Genomic DNA, 15,825 nt, shown 5'->3' with positions numbered 1-15,825 from the left:
TCGTGGATCTTGCCTCTCAACACGCAAATGCAAGCGGCAAAAATACCGCAATCAGCGCTCAATTGTGCGACCCAAGCACATTGTGCAACCAGAGCTCTAGATCCTGTGGCGCCAACGGTCGTGCAAACAGATAGCCTTGGGCAACCGGGTAGCCCTGTTGCTGCAGTATCTGCTGCTGGCCAGGGGTTTCGACGCCCTCGGCCACCACCGTCATGCGCAGGCTCTGGCCAATGCCCAGGATGGCGCTGCTGAGCGCCTGCGCGGCCTCGTCATGCGCCAGATCGGCGACAAAGCTGCGGTCCAGCTTGAGCTCGCTGACCGGCAGCCGGCGCAGATAGCCGAGGCTGGAATAGCCGGTGCCGAAGTCATCCATTGATAGACGCACGCCCAGCGCATGCACGGCCTCGATGGTCTTGAGCGTGCTCGGATGGGTATCCATCAGCACACTCTCGGTGATTTCCAGGGTCAGGTCTTGCGGCAACAGCCGATGATGCTGCAGCGTGTCGGCAATCATGCGCGGCAGCGCGAGGTCGTGAAAACTGGTGGCCGACAGATTGACGGCTATCGCAGGCACGGCCAGATCGCGCCCCCGCCAGTCACTGAGCTGGCGGCAGGCTTCGCGCAGCGCCCAATGCCCGAGCTCGCCGATCAAGCCACATTCCTCGGCCAGCGGGATGAAGCGCGCCGGCGAGATCTCACCGAGCTCGGCATGACGCCAGCGTGCCAGGGCTTCGACACCATAAAGTCGTCCGTCGCGCAGATCGATCTGCGGCTGGTAGTGCAGATACAAGCCACCGTCTCGCAGCGCCGCGCGCAAGGCCGACTCCAGCGCCAGCCGCTCTTGGGCGAGCTGGTTCATTTCATTGCTGAAGAAGCGGAAGCGGCTGCGGCCGCCGGTCTTGGCCTGGTACATGGCCACATCGGCACGGTGCAACAGGGTCGCCATGTCGCGGCCGTCGGCCGGAAACATCGCGATACCGACGCTGGCCGACGGGCTCAGCGTGGCGCCGGCCACCACACAAGGGCGGCCAAGCGCCGCCTGCAGTCGCTCGACGGTATCGGCCGCCTGATCGGCATCGCACTGCGGCAGCACCACGATGAACTCATCGCCCGACAGACGCGCTGCAATGTCCGAGACACGCACCTCGGTCTCGATGCGCCGCGCCACAAGGCGCAGCAGCTCGTCGCCGGCAGGGTGACCCAACGAGTCGTTGACCCGCTTGAAGCGGTCGAGATCAATGAAGAGTACAGCGAGCTCTTCACCATGGCGTGTTGCGCCCGCAATCACCTGGTCCGCCTTGGCATGCAGCAAACTGCGGTTGGGCAGGCCGGTCAGCCCGTCATAGAAGGCCAGCTGGCGGATTCTCAAGCGCGAGCTTTCGCGCTCCAGCGCCAGCGCGCACAGATGAACGCAGGCCTCGACCAGTTGCTGGTGGAAGGGGTCAGGGCCGCCTGGTCTCCGGTAATAGAAAGCAAAGGTGCCGACGACCCGGTCCTGGCTGTTACGTATCGGGGTAGACCAGCAGGCGGCATAGCCCAGCGGCAGAATCATGTGCTTGTAGTCGGCCCATAGCGGATCGCTGGCGATGTCGCTGACCAGAACGGACTCTTTGCGAAAGGCCGCCGTGCCGCAGGAGCCGGCCTGCGGTCCGATCGCCAGGCCGTTCAGCGCCTGCGAATAGTCGGGCGGCAGGCTCGGTGCAGCCAGTGGGTGGAGCAAGCCCCGTTCGTCGACTTCGAGAATGGTCGCCGTCACCTCGGGCGCAATGCGTTCGACCTCACGGCACACCAGCTCAAGTACATCGGCCAGTGGCTGATCACGGGCCATCGCTTCCAGCACACGCTGCTGCAGCACCTCATGCATTTTGGCGCGGGTGATGTCGGTCAGCACGGTGACGGTATTGAGCAGCCGGCCATCCGGGTCCAACACCGCATTGCTGACCGCATTGACCCAGTAGCGCCGACCATCCCTGCCGCTCAGGATGGCCTCGCGCCGCACCGTACGGCCAACACGCAGCGCGCCCCGGTAGTCCTCAAGTTCATCCGGCGACGCCAGCGGCGCCAGCAACTGCAGTGGCGAGCGGCCTTGCAACTCATCCAGACCCCAGCCAAACAGACGGCTGAAGCCGGCGTTCACATGCAGGGTGCCCCAGTCGCCATCGGTGATCACGACCGCGCTGTCGGTAGCGTCCGCCACGAGGGACAGGCGTCGCATATGTTCATGCTGATCGCGCTCACGCCGTACCCGGGCACTGACATCGGTGGCGATCTCGAGCACGCCACAGACCCGCCCCGCCTCGTCACGCAGCGGGGCGTAACTTGCCTCAAGCCAGCAGGGGCTGCCATCACGACGGCGGCGCTCACAAACTCCGGAAAACTCGGCTCCGCCGATCAAGCCGCGCCAAAACTGCTGGTAGTCGGCCGAGGCGGCATAGTCGGGCGGGCAAAAGCTGGCATGGGGTTGACCCAGCGCTTGCGCCGCGCTGTGACCCAGCATCGCCAGGCAATTGGCGTTGGCGCGCAGCAGCCGGCCTGAAGCATCGAACTCTGCAATGCTCATGACGCGATCCAGCGTCTGCAGCAGCAACTGATGATCGGCCGGCTGATCGCCGGTACGCTCCGCCTCAGACATTCGCCCAGCCCCCTGTTACCCGGCTAATCTTAGGCTCATGCAAAGGCACAGGCCTTGATGCGCATCACCCGAGTTTCAAGGGGAATGATAAAGGCCTTGCCCGCTGGCGCAGCGGGGCGGGGCGGCGCTCAGAAGCTGTGGCGCATCCCGAGCTCAACGCCGCTGGAATTGCCACTGCCGGCGAGGCCGCTGGCACCGCCGGGGATCACATAGGTTGACGCCCCCTTGTTGTCGACGCGTGAAACCGTGCCGTAGAGCACACTGCGCTTGGACAGCTCGTGCACATAGCCCAGGCCCAGCTGGCTGGCCCCATTGGCGCCGATTGCGGTGCTGCCGACACGGCCGGCCAGATCCACCTGGTTCCAGCTCAGCTTGAACTGCCCGTTCGTGCCCGCCGGCAGCCAGGCACCCAGCAGGGTGTGGGTCTGGCGCGCATCGCCGATCTCGAAACGGCGCCAGGCGGCCGACAACTTGATGATGCCCAAGTCATAGCTGCCGCCCAGGGCCAGATCGTCGAGCTGGTTCGAGCCGGTCAGATTGTTCTCGCTGCGGGTCAGCGCGGCGGCGATGTTGAAGGTCTTGGTTGCGTAGCCCAAACGCGCGCCGAGGACCTTGTGCTGGCCGGCAGCCGCCGTGCCGCCCTCACCGGCGGCCGCCATCAATCCACCCTCCCAGCCGCCCAGACCGCCGGGCAGTAGGTACTGGAGAGCGTTGCTGGACCGAACCGTGGTGTTGGCACCCGAGCCAAAGGCCGAGCGCAGCGGGCCGACCGGCGAGGCCGAGACGAAGTTATTGGAACCCGCGACACCGACATAGCTGAAGGGGTCGTAGCGACTCCAGTTGCTGTAACTTGGCACGAAGTCTCGGCCGGCGCGCAGCTCGCCCCACTGCTTGCTGATCAGGCTGACGGTGGATCTGCGGTCCCAGAACATCGTGGCGTTGGCTTGGGTGCCGCTGTCCAGCAAGATGCCGTGCTCCAGATGGAAGCCGGCCGCGAGGCCGCCGCCCAGGTCTTCGCTGCCGCGGATGATGATGCGGCTGGTCGAATTGCCGCCGCTGACCAGGGAGCTGACGCCACCACGGCCTTGGTTGCTGACATGGCGCACGGCCGCATCGGCGATGCCACCCAAGGTCACGTTCTGCGCGCCTGCCGCCAGCGCGGCGCTAGCGCCGAGCAGTGCCACCATAGTCGCCTTGAAATTGTGTTGCATACCGGTTTGTCTCCTGTTGTTATCGGGGCTTGATCGCGGCGGCTCAATCGGCGCTCAGCTTGGCCTGCACGACGACGCGCTTCCACTTGGCCAGCTCGCTCTTGACCAGGGCGCCGAATTGCTCGGGCGTGCTGGTTTCGACATCGGCGCCGTGGTCCTCGATGCGCTTGATCGTGTCTTTGTCGGCCAGCACCTGGTTGAGCGCCTTGTTGAGCTGCTCGATGATGGGCCTGGGTGTCTTGGCCGGCGCGAAGAAACCGTACCACTGCTGCACCTCGACCCCGTCGATGCCGGACTCCTTCAGCGTCGGCACATCGGGCAGGGCGGCCAGGCGCTTCGGACCGGCGACGGCCAGCGCGCGCAGCTTGCCGGACTTGACATGGGGGTAGGCGGTGAAGACGCTGGGGAACATGAACTGGGTCTGGCCGGCCACCGTGTCGGTGACCGCCGGGGCCGAGCCCTTGTAGGGCACGCCGGCCATCGAGACGCCGGCATTGAGCTTGAAGAGCTCGGCGGCGAAATGCGGCGCCGTGCCGTTGCCGGCCGAAGCGTAGAAGTAGGCCTCGGGCTTGGCCTTCAGCTGAGCCAGCATCTCCTTGACGTCCTTGATCGGCAGCTTGGGATTGGCCACCAGCAGGGTCGGCGAGTAGCCGACCAGGCCTATCGGTTCGAAGTCGGCCACCGGGTCGTAGCGCAGCTTCTGCAGCACCGGGTTCATGCCATGGGTGGCGATATAGCCGAAGAACAGGGTGTAGCCGTCCGGCGTCGCACGGGCCACATACTCGCTGGCGATAGAACCGGTGGCGCCGGCGCGGTTGTCGATGATGATGGTCTGGCCCAGCAGCGTGCCGAGCTTCTGCGCGATGCTGCGTGCCATCGCATCGTTGCCGCCGCCGGCCGCAGTCGGCACGACGATGGTGATGGTCTTGTCCGGATAGGCCTGCGCGGCGGGCGCGGCCGTCGCCAGCGTGGCGGCCAGGGTCACGGCCTTGAGCGCCGGGGCGATTGCTTGCTTGAACATCGGATCGTCTCCTTGTGTAGGTCTTGAAAAAACATAGTCCGGGATGTGCAGCTGGCCCTGCAGAATCTTGCGGGCCGTGCGCAGCAGGGCCGCACGCTGGATCTGGGCGAGCTCGCCGCTGCCGGCCAGCTCGACCTCGACCTCGATGCGGCCCTGGGGATGCAGCACCGCAATGCCGCGGCTGCCGCTGCGCTGCAGTGCACCGCTGGCCACCGTGCCGGGCAGCGCGAAGGCGGCGGCCACACCAATGGCGCCAGTCACCGCATGCGAGGCATGGCAGCGGCGCGGCGTGAAGTAGCGCGAGCGGATGCTGTGCTCGTCATCGCCGGGGCTGACGATTACCGGCTTCGGGATCACGCTGGTCGATACATCGCCCAGCCCCATCAGTTCACCGGCGGCGCGGCGCAGCGCCTCCAGGCGCTCCAACAGCGGCAGGTCAGCGTCCAGCTCGGCGGGCGACTCACGGCCGCTCAGGCCCAGGTCGGCGGCACGTACCAGCATCAGCGGCATCGCCGCGTCAATGCAGGTCATCTCGATGCCGTCGATGCGGTCGATGCGGCGGCCGCTCGGGAACACCGCGCCGGTCACGGCACCCCAGGCGTCCAGGAACTCCAGCTTGATCGGTGCAGCCGTTCCGGCCACGCCGTCAATGCTGGTCAGACCCTCGTAGCGGATGCGCCGCTGCGGCGTCTGCACCGTGACATCGATGCGTGAGCGGGTGTTGACATTGAAGACCCGCACCGTGGTCTCGCCCTCGTCGGCCTCGATCAGGCCTTGCTCCAGCGCGAAGGGCACGACGCCCGCCAGCATGTTTCCGCAGTTGGGCCGGGTGTCGACCGAGCGCTGGCCGACGCCGACCTGAGCGAACAGGTAGTCGAGCGCGCAGCCCGGCTCGCGGGATCGCGAGACGATGGCCACCTTGCTGGTCAGCGAGCTGCCGCCGCCGACGCCGTCGACCTGAAGCAGGTCGGACGCGCCGATCGCGCCGATCAGGGCCTGGTCGCGCAGGTCCTCGTTCTCGGGCAGCCATTCGCGAAGGAAGAAAGGGCCGCGCGAGGTGCCAGCTCGCATCAGGAAACAGGGAATGGTCAGGGCTTGCATGGGACGGATCTTGGGCGATCCACTCATGCATGTGAATTGCATAGTTATGATCGATTGATCCACCACACGCATCAGTCAACATGGCTATCAATTTCGACCTGAACGATCTTCTGGCCTTTCGCGCGGTGGCCGAGCTGGGCAACTTCCGGCGCGCGGCCGAGGCCGTTCACATCTCGCAGCCAGCCTTCAGCCGCCGCATCGACAAGCTGGAGCAGGCGCTGGGCGTCAAGCTGCTGGACCGCACGACGCGCCGCGTCAGCCTGACCGCGGTGGGCCGCGATTTCGCCCGCAAGGTACAGCAGCTGCTCGACGAGCTGGACAACACCTTGCTGGGCATACGCGGGGTATCGGCCACCCGCATGGGCGAGGTCAGCATCGCCTGCGTGCCGTCGACCGTCTACTACTACCTGTCGCGCGTGATCGGCCGCTACCGCGAGCGCTATCCGAAGATACGACTCAAGGTCTTCGACGCCGGCGCCGGCGCGGTGCTGGACGCGGTGGCACGCGGCGAGGTCGATTTCGGCCTGAACTTCATCGGCAGCCAGGAGCCCGATATCGAGTTCCATGCGCTGCTGGAGGAGCGCTTCGTCGCTGCCTGTCGGCGCGACCATCCGCTGGCCCGCAAGCGCCAGGTGGCCTGGCACGAGCTGGCCGCCTACGACTACATCGCGGTGGCCAAGAACTCGGGTAACCGGCTGCTGCTGGACCAGGCGCTGGCCGGTGTGGCCGGCCTGCCGGAGGCCGTCTACGAGACCCAGCATGTGACCACCACCCTGGGTCTGGTCGAGGCCGGGCTGGGCGTGGCGGCGGTGCCCTCGCTGGCGATGCCGGACAAGAGCCATCCGCTGCTGGTCAGCGTGCCGCTGGTCGAGCCGGCAGTGAGCCGCCATGTCGGGCTGATACGGCGCAAAGGCCGCAGCCTGTCGCCGGCGGCCCAGCAGCTCTATGACTTCTTCGTCGAGATGAAGCTCAAGCCAGCCGCGCGCAAGAAGGCGGGCTGAGGGCTCAGCCGGGCACGCGGCGCGAGCCGAGCACCGGCGAAGGCGCGGTCACGCTCGGATCGAATGGGTGGCTGCGCTGGCCGCCGATCGCGGCCAGGATGCGCCGCACATACATCCGCGTCTCGGCGTAGGGCGGCACGCCGCGGTAGCGGTCCACCGCGCCCTCGCCGGCGTTGTAGGCCGCCAGCACCAGGGACAGATCACCCTCGAAATAGGCCAGCAGCCAGCGCAGATAGGCCATGCCGCCGCGGATGTTCTGCACCGGGTCGGTCATCTTCCTGACCTTGAAGCGGGCCGCCGTGTCGGGGATAAGCTGCATCAGGCCCTGGGCCTTCTTCGGCGATTCGGCCAGCGGGTCGAAGTTCGACTCGGTGGCCATCACGGCCAGCACCAGATGCGGGGCCAGCTGGTAGTCGGGCGCCACCAGATTGACGAAGCGCACGATGGGCTCTGGCGCATTGGCCGGCGGGGGTGGGGGCGGCAACGGCGGGAGCTTGGCCGCCTGGCCGGGCTTGAGCGGCGCAGGGTCGGTGTCGGGCGGGCGCAGGCAGGCTGGCGGCGCGCCGCGCGGCGTACCCATGGCCTTGAGCATATTCTCCGCCTGCTGCAGGCCCTGCTCGGCAGCGGCGGCGAACAGATGGGCGGCCTGGGCATCGTCGCGCTCGATGCCGCGCGCGTTGGTCAGCATCCAGGCCAGGTTGTACTGCGCGGCGGCGTCGCCATAGCGGGCGGCTCGGCAATAGAGCTGAGCCGCCATCACCGGATCGCGCGGCACGCCGTCGCCATGCTCGTAGGCCTCGCCCTCGCGGCGCCAGCGCTGCACCTGGGGCGGCACCACCGGCCCGATCTCGGGCGGCGGTGTCGTGGGCCGGGGCAGGCCGTCAAGGGTCGGCAGGGCCGAGGGCGGCAGCTGGGCATGCGCGGCCCCGGCACAAGCCAGCAGCAGCGTGGACAGCCTCAGCATTGACAGGGGTTGCAAGCGCACGGCAAGAGGAAGGAGATCAGCGGAACCCTCAGTTTAGCCAGGGCCAAGAGCCCCGGCCGGCCGCAGGTCGATACGGACCTCCAGCCCCCTGCCCGCATGCGGCGCCTGAAGCAGCAGCCGGCCGCCGTGGCGTTCGATGATGGTGGCGACGATGGACAGGCCCAGCCCATAGCCTACGCCGACCCGTCGCTGGTGCCGCTGCGGGATGCAGGCCAGCGCCGCAGCCGGAACGCCTGGGCCGTGGTCGCGCACCCGCAAGGTCGCCGGTGCCTCGACGCTGAGCTCGATTAGGCTGCCAGGCGCATGGCGCTGGGCGTTCTCGATCAGATTGCGCAGCACGATGGCCAGCGCATCAAAGTCGCCCAGCGCCAGCACATCGCAGTCCTCGGGCACCTGCAGGCGCAATCGCTCCAACAGATCGGCATCGGCCCAGAACTCCTGGGCCACGCCGCCGGCCAGCCCGGCCAGATTGACCGGCGCGCTGCTCAGCGCGGCGCCGGACTCGGCACGCGAGAGTTGCAGCAGCTTCTCGGCGCGTCGGCCGAGTCGCAGCAGCGCTTGCTCGGCGCTGAGGGCCTGGGCGCGTGCGGCCGGTGCCAACCCCATATCAAGCAGCTGGTGCAGGCGCAGGCGAACGGTGGCCAGCGGGGTGCGAAGCTCGTGGGCGGCGTTGGCGGCCAGCGCCTTCTCGGTGTCCAGCGCCTCGGACAGGCGCAGCAGCAGATGGTTGGTGCTGGCGCCGATCTGCTGCAGCTCGGCAGGCAGCACGGCTGTGTCGGTTATGGGGCTGAGGTCCTGGCCGCTACGCCGTCCGATCTCGGCGGCCAGCTGGCGCAGCGGCGCCAGGCCGCGCCGCACCCGCCAGCGGATCAGCAGAGCCAGCGCCGGCAGCATGGCCAGCAGCGGCAGCACAAAGCTCAGTGCGTTCTCCAGCATGGCCTCGCGACGATGGTCCAGGTCGTCGGCCACATGGATCCACAGCGGCAGCGTGGCATGGCGCTGGCTGTAGACGCGCCAGCCCGGCAAGTCGACAAAGCCCGCAGCCAGCGGCACCGCCAGCGCCTGCGCGGGTGCGTCCGGCGAGCGCTGTAGCACCCGGCCATACAGGTCCACCAGCTGGTAGAAATGGTGATCGTCCGGCCCCGCCGGCGCCCAGGGAAGCTCCGCCGCCGGCCCGGCCATCAGCAGCAGACGCGCGGCACTGTCCATCAGGGTGCTGTCCATGCCCTCGCTGATCTCGGCGCGCGCATGCCAGGCTCCCAGCGCCGCCGTCAACAGCCAGGCACAGCAGACCAGGCACAACAGGCTGCGCGTCAACTGGCCGGTCAGGCTGGTCGGCACGGCGGGCGCCTCGCTCATCGGGTGCCGCCGCTGAGCCGGTAGCCCAGGCCGCGCACGGTCTGGATGCTGTCCGTGCCGAGCTTGCGGCGCAGGTTGTGGATGAAGACCTCGACGGTGTTGCTGCCCACCTCGTCATCGAAACCGTACAGCGCCTCCACCAAGGCGCTTTTCAGGTGGATGCGATCCAGCCGCAAAGCCAGCACGCGCAGCAGGCTCCACTCCTTGGCGGTCAGAGTCACCGGCTCGCCATCGCGGCAGACCGCCATGCGGCTCAGGTCGATCTGCAGCGCGCCGGCCTGCACCAGGGCAGAGTCCGCACCGCCGCGACCGCGCCGCTCAACCGCGCGCAGCCGCGCCAGCAGTTCGTCGGGATCGAAGGGCTTGACCAGGTAGTCATCGGCGCCGGCATCGAGGCCGCGAATGCGGTCACTCACCTGATCACGCGCGGTCAGCACGACGATGGGCAGCGCCGGTGCGCGGTGGCGTATCGCCGGGATCAGCTCCAGACCATCGCCATCGGGCAGATGCAGATCCAGCAGCACCGCATGCCAGGGCGCCAGAGGCAAGGCCGCGCGTGCCGCCGCCAGACTGGCCACGCGGTCCACGGCAAAGCCCTTGCATTCCAGATAGGCGGACATGGCCTCGGCCAGCGCGGCATCATCTTCGACAAGCAGAACTCTCATGATCGGCAGCGACGCTTCATGCTCGCATCAGACCCGGCAGCGATGAAGCGCAGCTTAAGCTGGGCTTCAGGAGGCCGAAAAAAAGTGCGAGGGATTCGCGCTGCCCTCGGAGAGGCCTCACGATGTCCGACCTGCCACACGCCATCTTCACCACGCTGCTGGCGGCGCTGCTGCTGAACCCGGTTCATGCCGGCCGGCCGCTCAATATCGATGACGCCAATGTCAACGAGGCCGGCGCCGGCCATCTGGAGGCCTGGTATGCGCGCCAGCCCGGCGATGCGCGGCTGTGGACCGTGGCCCCCGCCTATGCCCCCTGGCAAGGCATCGAACTCGGCGCCGCCTGGTCTCGCGAGCATGGCAGCGCGCTCAGCAGCACGAGTCTGCAGAGCAAGATTCAGCTGAGCGCACCCCACGAGGGCCGCTGGCACCATGCCGCCGTGCTGGGCCTGACGCACACCCGGTTTCAGCACGGCGCCACGCGCTATGCCACGCTGATTGCCAGCCGCGAGTTCCCAGCGGGTGCGCTGCACATCAATCTCGGGGCCAGCCGCACGCCCGGCGGCCCGACACTGCCGGCGCTGGGCCTGGCCTGGGAGCAGGCCTTGGGCACGGCGACCGGGCATCTGGAATGGCTGGGCCAGCGCCAGTCCAAGCCGCTGTTCGGCCTGGGCCTACGCCGTGAGGTCTTCAAGGACCTGCAGCTCGACGGCAGCCTCGGCCGCAGCGGCGGCAGCACGCTCTACAGCCTGGGTCTGAAACTGCAGTTCTGATCTTCAGCTGGGCTTCATCGGCGCCATCTGAAATAGGGCTACCGGCAGATGCCGGGATCACTCAACCCTCAGGAAACCCGCCATGAAGACTGTTCTGATCGCCCCGCTGTTGATCGCCCTGTCCGCCACGGCCCTGGCCGGCCCGAGCTGCCAGGTACCCGAAAGCCAGTGGATGAAGGAAGCCGACTTCCGCAAGACCGTCGAAGCCCAGGGCTACCAGATCAAGACCTTCAAGCTCAGCAAGGGCCGCTGCTACGAGATCTACGGCCAGGACAAGGACGGCCGCAAGGTAGAGATCTACTTCGACCCGGCCAGCGCCGCCGTGCTGGAGCGCAAGTGAGCCGCACCTCCGGGCCGCAAGGTCCCATGCAGACAGGGGCCGAGGCGCCGGTCTGGGACCGCTTCGTGCGCCTGTTCCACTGGAGCCTGGTGGCCTGCGTGATGTTCAATCTCTTAGTGCTCGACGACGGCGAGCCGCTGCATCGCTGGTCCGGCTATCTGGCCAGCGCCCTGGTGCTGGCCCGCATCGTCTGGGGCTTCGTCGGCAGCCGGCATGCCCGCTTCGCCGACTTCTTCCCGACGCCGGCGCGCCTGGCTGCCCATCTGCGCGCGCTGCGCTCCGGCGAGCTGCCGCCCCAGCGCGGCCACAACCCGCTGGGCGCGCTGATGATGCTGGCGCTGCTGGCCCTGGTGCTGTTGCTCGGACTGAGCGGCTGGATGCAGGGTCTCGATGCCTTCTGGGGCGAGGAGTGGCTGGAAGAACTGCACGAGGGCCTGGCCAACACCTTGCTGGGCCTGGTCGGCGTGCATGTGGCGGCCGCACTGCTGATGGGGCGACTGGAACGCACGCGGCTGATCCGTGCCATGGTCACCGGCGTCAAGCAGCGCTGGTGACTTGGTGACTCAGGGGCCCGAGCGCCAGACCGCCGCAAAGGCCCGCAGCTTGGCCATGCCGGGCAGGCGCTCGTCGGACAGCACATCGAGGAAGTCCGACAGGCGCTTGGACTTGACCATGGTGTAGATCGTCAGCGCCACCGTCGCGCCCAGGGTCAGGCCGAACACCAGCAGCCGATACCACAGCGGCGCCTCCGACTCGGCCAGCAGATTCATGCCAAGAAAGCCGGTGGTGATGGTGCCGATCAGGCCGAAGATGGTCACCACGGTCAAGCGTACGACGGTATTGGCCTGGCGGCGCACGCTGTCGGTTTCCAGGTAGTCGCTCATATCGCTGATGCGCGACTTGACCTCGGCATAGAGCGAGTCGAGCTCCAGATGCTGGGCGCTCATGCGGTATAGCGCGCGGGTCTGTGCCTGCTCGGCCACCGCGTGAAACCAGTAGCGGTGCGAGAAGCGCAGAAAGCCCTCGAAGCTGGCACGGATCGCGCGTTTGAAGCGCCTCACATTGTCGGCGTCGTTGACATTGAGCCGGCGCAACGCTTCGACCAGGCGGTCCGAGAACATCAAGAGCGCAGCCTTCTGGAAATGTGCGATCAGAAAGACCAGGAAATGCTGGTGGCGGAACTGGGCCAGGACGCCGCGGTCGCGGCAGCAGAAGAACTCGGCGTCGGCGCGGCCGATCACGATCAACGCATGGCCGCTGCACAGATAACGGGTCTGCGGCGCCGCGCCGGCGGCGCTCCAGAAACGGTCGTAGCAATAGCGCTGCTCGAAGTCCTGCAGATAGGGCTCGCTGAAGGGCAGGCCGCTGTCATCGGCCGCCGCACCGGTCACCAGGCCCAGGCGCACGAAGTCGCTACGCGACAGTGCAGCGGGATCGTCCAGCGCCAGATAGGCCATCATCGGCATTCGGTAGTACTCGATCTGGCGAAAACGCAGCACGCCGGGCGCCTGCGACTGGTCGCTGACCAGAGGCCGCAGCAGCCAGTCCCAATGCGCCGACAGCCGCGGCGCACGGTGCTCGGCCACATGGGCTATGAAGCGCTCGCGCTGTCCCGCATCCGAGGCGGCCAAGACCTGGCCCCCGTGCCCCAGCCACTCGGCCTCGGCCAGCGTGTGCAGTGGCAGACCCTGCGCGTCCCAGCCCGAGGGGTAGGCGCGGCCCAGCCGGTACAGCAGGTCCTGGGCCTGGCGCAGCTCCAGATCGCTGGCCGCCAGTTCCACGTTCAGCAGTACCACATCGACATCGAAGAAGAAATACAGATCGACATGGATAACGTCCAGGCACAGCTGCGCCTCGCCCGGCCGGCTGCGCAGCCGCAGGCTCGCCACATCGTCGCGGCGCAGCACCTTCATGCCTGATTCGCCCAGCGCATCGTCGGGCCGTGAGCGCCCCTCGCCATAGAGAAAGCGCTGCACATAGGGCAGGAAGGTGACGAACTCCTGGTAGTGGCGCTCGTGAAAACGCGCCGCGTCGCCGGTGTACTCGTCCACAACCTCGCGCCAGGGCTGATCGCCCTGGGCCAGCAGCAGCTCCCAGGGACGGCGCGGGGCGCCGGGCGCGGCGCCGATGGGCATCAGGCGCAGCGGCCACAGCAAGATCTGGTGCAGGCGCCGGACCTGCTTGGCGGTCGTCGCGACAGGCTCACTCATGCAGGGCTCCCGGGGCTAAGCGCCTATCTTGCATCAAGTCTTGGCTCAGGGGTTGGTCAGATGGGCGCTGCGCACCGCGCCGGGAAGGTCCTCGGCCGAGAATCCATAGGGCTCGATCGCCCGCAGATGGCGAGGCGAGCCCATCAGTGCGGCCTGGGCTGCCATCCAGTTCTGCTGCAGGGTCAGGTCTTGCAGATGAAACTGAAACGCCGCATAGGCCAGGGCAGGCGCGCCCGGCTCCTGGCGAAGGCGCAACGCCTGCAGGTCCTCGGGCCGCTGGGCCGCCAGATGGCGCACAGTCGGAAAGGACAGGCAAAGGGCCTGAACCCGATCAGCCAGCAATGCCGCATGGGCGGCCGAAGCCGTGTCGTACTCGATCAGCCGCGTCGCCGTCAGACCCAGTTGGCGCAAACGCGCCGCCTCCACCGAGCCCTGCAGGACGGCCACCCTGGCGCTGCGGCTGTCGCGCAGATCGGCCTCGCTGCGCAGGCCATGCGGATTGCCTCGGCGCACCAGCAGGCCAGGCAGCACCCGCACGCTTGGGTCGGAGTAAAGCACCCGGCGGGCACGCTCAGGCGTCACAAACATGCCCGCCGCCACCACGTCGAAGCGCCGTGCCTGCAGGCCCGGGATCAGCTCGTCGAAGCTGCTGCGCACCCATTCGATACGCGGCAGGCCCAGATCCTGGGCGACCAGCCGCGCCACCGTCGGCGCCTCGCCCAGCACCGCGCCATCGTCGCCCAGCATCGCATAGGGGGCCTCGACCGCATAACCGATGCGCAACACGCCTGCGCGCTGCACGCGCGCCAGCGAACCGTCGCCCTGCAAGGCCCACCAGGCGCCAAGCAGCACCAGCATGCAAAAGCCGCCTACGAACCATGTTCGCGACAACGCGCGATTCTTCATGGACGCTCCCTGATTTCGCCCTCGCCGCACCGCTAAATGAGGCAAGAGCTGACCCCCGGGTATACCGCAGGCTGCTGGCCGGCGTCAAGAATGACTCAGGCCAGGCGCCGGATCAGGGCCTGGGCCGCCGCCGGCGCGCGCTCCTTGGCGCCGCTGATGAAGAACATGAAAACATCGCGCGGCGCTGCCGGTGGCGCGGAGGCCGGTTCGACCAGCGGCAGCCCGCTCGGCTGCCCGCCGTCGCCCCAGCGCCGCGCGCAGGCGGCCAGCTGGTCCAGCGTGGCCGGCGGGCAGCCCTCGGGCAGGGCCGATTCGGTGCGCATGATGCGGCTGTAGACGAAGCCGCCGGTCAGGTCGGCGATGGCCGGATAGTCGTCGGATTCGGTCAACACGGTGGACGCGCCATAGCGGCGCGCCAGCGCCAGGTACTCGGGTGTGCGGAAGCTCTCGTGCCGCACATCGAGCGCATGGCGCAGGGCCAGGCCTCCGACCTGGGCCGGCAGCAGCTGCAGAAAGGCCTCGAAGTCGACCGGATCGAAGCGCTTGGCTGGCGCAAACTGCCAGACGATAGGCCCAAGCTTGGGACCCAGCTCGGCAATGCCGCTGTCGACGAAGCGCCGCACCGACTCGCCGGCCTCGGCCAGCACGCGGCGGTTGGTCGCGAAGCGATTCGCTTTCAACGCGAACACAAAGCCCGGCGGCGTCGCGTCGCGCCACTTGGCGAAGGTGGGCGGCTTGAAGGTGCTGTAGTAGGTGCCGTTGACCTCGATCGCGCTCAGCTGGCGGCTGGCGTACTCCAGCTCGCGCGCAGCCGGCAGGCCAGGCGGGTAGAAGGTCTGGCGCCAGGGCTCGAAGTTCCAGCCACCGATGCCGACGTAAATGCCTGTGCTCATGTGCTCACCCCCTCCAGCAGTTGTTCCAGGCCAAGCCGACCGCGCCGGGTCGGTCGCAGCGCGCGGCTGTCCAGCTCGGGCTTGAGCCAGCCCCGTGCCAGCAGGGCTTGCAGCCAGGCAGCGCCCAGCGCGCCGCCCAGGTGCGGACGACGCTCGCTCCAATCCATGCAGGCGCAGGCCAGGCGGCGGCGCCGCGCGGCCTGCGCCGCCAGGACATCGACGCCCAGGCCAGCCAGGGCTTTCGTGCCGGCCTCGGTCAGCGCATAGCCGCGTGCCTCGCTGGGCACGGCCCGGATCCAGTCGCGGCGCAGCGCATGGTCGTGCAGGCGCACACCCCACTCGCCGGCCAGATGGTCATAGCAGCGCCGCGCCTGCCGCAGGCCATCTGGCGTGCTGGGTTGGAAGGCATCGACCTTGCCGCCGGCCAGCACCAGCAGGGCCTCCAGCGCCTGGCCCACCTCGTTGCAGGCCAGCCGATAGTAACGATGCTTGCCCTGGGCCAGACACTCCAGAAGGCCCTGGGCGAGCAGCTTTGACAGATGCGCACTGGCGGTCGACGCGCCGATCTCTCCCACCGCCGCCAACTCGGTGGCCGTGCGCGCATGGCCGTCGAGCAGGCAGCACAAGATGCGCGCCCGCGCCGGGTCGGCCATTAGGGCGGCCACCTGCGCCAGTCTCTGATCGGCCGGGCCGGCCGGCGGCGTTATGACAGTCATGCTTCGATGGTAGAC

14 protein-coding genes are annotated in these 15,825 nt (G+C 68.0%); 4 read left to right on the top strand and 10 right to left on the bottom strand.

Features of this window, described 5'->3' with window-relative positions; translation table 11 throughout:
* Positions 1–58 precede the first annotated feature (58 nt).
* The 3 genes from OOZ63_RS13915 to OOZ63_RS13905 all read right to left on the bottom strand — a co-directional run bounded on the left by OOZ63_RS13915 (position 59) and on the right by OOZ63_RS13905 (position 5,965).
* A complete protein-coding gene (locus OOZ63_RS13915; protein WP_266006133.1) occupies positions 59–2,632 on the bottom strand; it encodes an EAL and GGDEF domain-containing protein in 2,574 nt (857 codons plus the stop codon).
* Positions 2,633–2,760: 128 nt separating this feature from the next.
* Positions 2,761–3,843, bottom strand: coding sequence for a porin (locus tag OOZ63_RS13910; RefSeq protein ID WP_266006131.1), 1,083 nt, complete (start codon positions 3,841–3,843; stop codon positions 2,761–2,763).
* A gap of 43 nt (positions 3,844–3,886) precedes the next feature.
* Positions 3,887–5,965, bottom strand: a complete 2,079-nt coding sequence (locus OOZ63_RS13905; protein ID WP_266006129.1) for a 4-oxalomesaconate tautomerase — start codon at positions 5,963–5,965, stop codon at positions 3,887–3,889.
* 80 nt (positions 5,966–6,045) lie between these two features.
* Here OOZ63_RS13905 and OOZ63_RS13900 point away from each other — a divergent pair, with 80 nt between their 5' ends.
* Positions 6,046–6,966 (top strand): LysR family transcriptional regulator, encoded by a 921-nt coding sequence (locus tag OOZ63_RS13900; RefSeq protein ID WP_266006128.1) that lies wholly within the window; start codon positions 6,046–6,048, stop codon positions 6,964–6,966.
* Positions 6,967–6,970: 4 nt separating this feature from the next.
* Here the strand turns inward: OOZ63_RS13900 and OOZ63_RS13895 are convergent, their stop codons facing one another.
* From OOZ63_RS13895 to OOZ63_RS13885, 3 genes are read right to left on the bottom strand one after another with little or no spacing between them, the layout of a single operon-like run.
* A complete protein-coding gene (locus OOZ63_RS13895) occupies positions 6,971–7,930 on the bottom strand; it encodes a transglycosylase SLT domain-containing protein (protein ID WP_266006127.1) in 960 nt (319 codons plus the stop codon).
* Between the two features lie 54 nt (positions 7,931–7,984).
* Positions 7,985–9,310, bottom strand: a complete 1,326-nt coding sequence (locus OOZ63_RS13890) for an ATP-binding protein (protein ID WP_266006126.1) — start codon at positions 9,308–9,310, stop codon at positions 7,985–7,987.
* A complete protein-coding gene (locus OOZ63_RS13885) occupies positions 9,307–9,975 on the bottom strand; it encodes a response regulator transcription factor (RefSeq protein ID WP_266006125.1) in 669 nt (222 codons plus the stop codon). Before OOZ63_RS13885 ends, OOZ63_RS13890 begins: the two co-directional genes overlap by 4 nt.
* A 122-nt stretch (positions 9,976–10,097) precedes the next feature.
* On the opposite strand from OOZ63_RS13885, the gene OOZ63_RS13880 reads away from it, so the two are divergent.
* The 3 genes from OOZ63_RS13880 to OOZ63_RS13870 all read left to right on the top strand — a co-directional run bounded on the left by OOZ63_RS13880 (position 10,098) and on the right by OOZ63_RS13870 (position 11,639).
* On the top strand, positions 10,098–10,745 hold the full coding sequence (locus OOZ63_RS13880; RefSeq protein WP_266006124.1) for a hypothetical protein: 648 nt from the start codon (positions 10,098–10,100) through the stop codon (positions 10,743–10,745).
* Between the two features lie 82 nt (positions 10,746–10,827).
* Entirely contained in the window at positions 10,828–11,085 is a 258-nt protein-coding gene (locus tag OOZ63_RS13875; RefSeq protein WP_266006123.1) for a PepSY domain-containing protein, read from the top strand.
* On the top strand, positions 11,082–11,639 hold the full coding sequence (locus tag OOZ63_RS13870; protein ID WP_266006122.1) for a cytochrome b/b6 domain-containing protein: 558 nt from the start codon (positions 11,082–11,084) through the stop codon (positions 11,637–11,639). The genes OOZ63_RS13875 and OOZ63_RS13870 overlap by 4 nt, the downstream gene beginning before the upstream one ends.
* A 9-nt stretch (positions 11,640–11,648) precedes the next feature.
* Here OOZ63_RS13870 and OOZ63_RS13865 read toward each other — a convergent pair whose 3' ends face one another.
* The 4 genes from OOZ63_RS13865 to OOZ63_RS13850 form a co-directional block, all read right to left on the bottom strand.
* Positions 11,649–13,295 (bottom strand): CorA family divalent cation transporter, encoded by a 1,647-nt coding sequence (locus OOZ63_RS13865; RefSeq protein WP_266006121.1) that lies wholly within the window; start codon positions 13,293–13,295, stop codon positions 11,649–11,651.
* A gap of 45 nt (positions 13,296–13,340) precedes the next feature.
* Positions 13,341–14,201 carry a transporter substrate-binding domain-containing protein gene (locus OOZ63_RS13860; protein WP_266006120.1) on the bottom strand — a complete coding sequence of 287 codons (861 nt, stop codon included), beginning with the start codon at positions 14,199–14,201 and terminating at the stop codon, positions 13,341–13,343.
* A 95-nt stretch (positions 14,202–14,296) separates the two neighbouring features.
* Complete coding sequence (locus tag OOZ63_RS13855; RefSeq protein ID WP_266006119.1) at positions 14,297–15,094, bottom strand: DUF72 domain-containing protein; 798 nt, start codon at positions 15,092–15,094, stop codon at positions 14,297–14,299.
* Positions 15,091–15,810, bottom strand: a complete 720-nt coding sequence (locus OOZ63_RS13850; protein WP_266006118.1) for an ArsR/SmtB family transcription factor — start codon at positions 15,808–15,810, stop codon at positions 15,091–15,093. The genes OOZ63_RS13855 and OOZ63_RS13850 overlap by 4 nt, the downstream gene beginning before the upstream one ends.
* Positions 15,811–15,825 lie beyond the last annotated feature (15 nt).

The organism is Paucibacter sp. PLA-PC-4, assembly GCF_026241155.1.
Classification (GTDB): domain Bacteria; phylum Pseudomonadota; class Gammaproteobacteria; order Burkholderiales; family Burkholderiaceae_C; genus Roseateles_E.
Note: the sequence above shows the minus strand (reverse complement) of the source record. Positions and strands in the feature narration are given on the sequence as shown.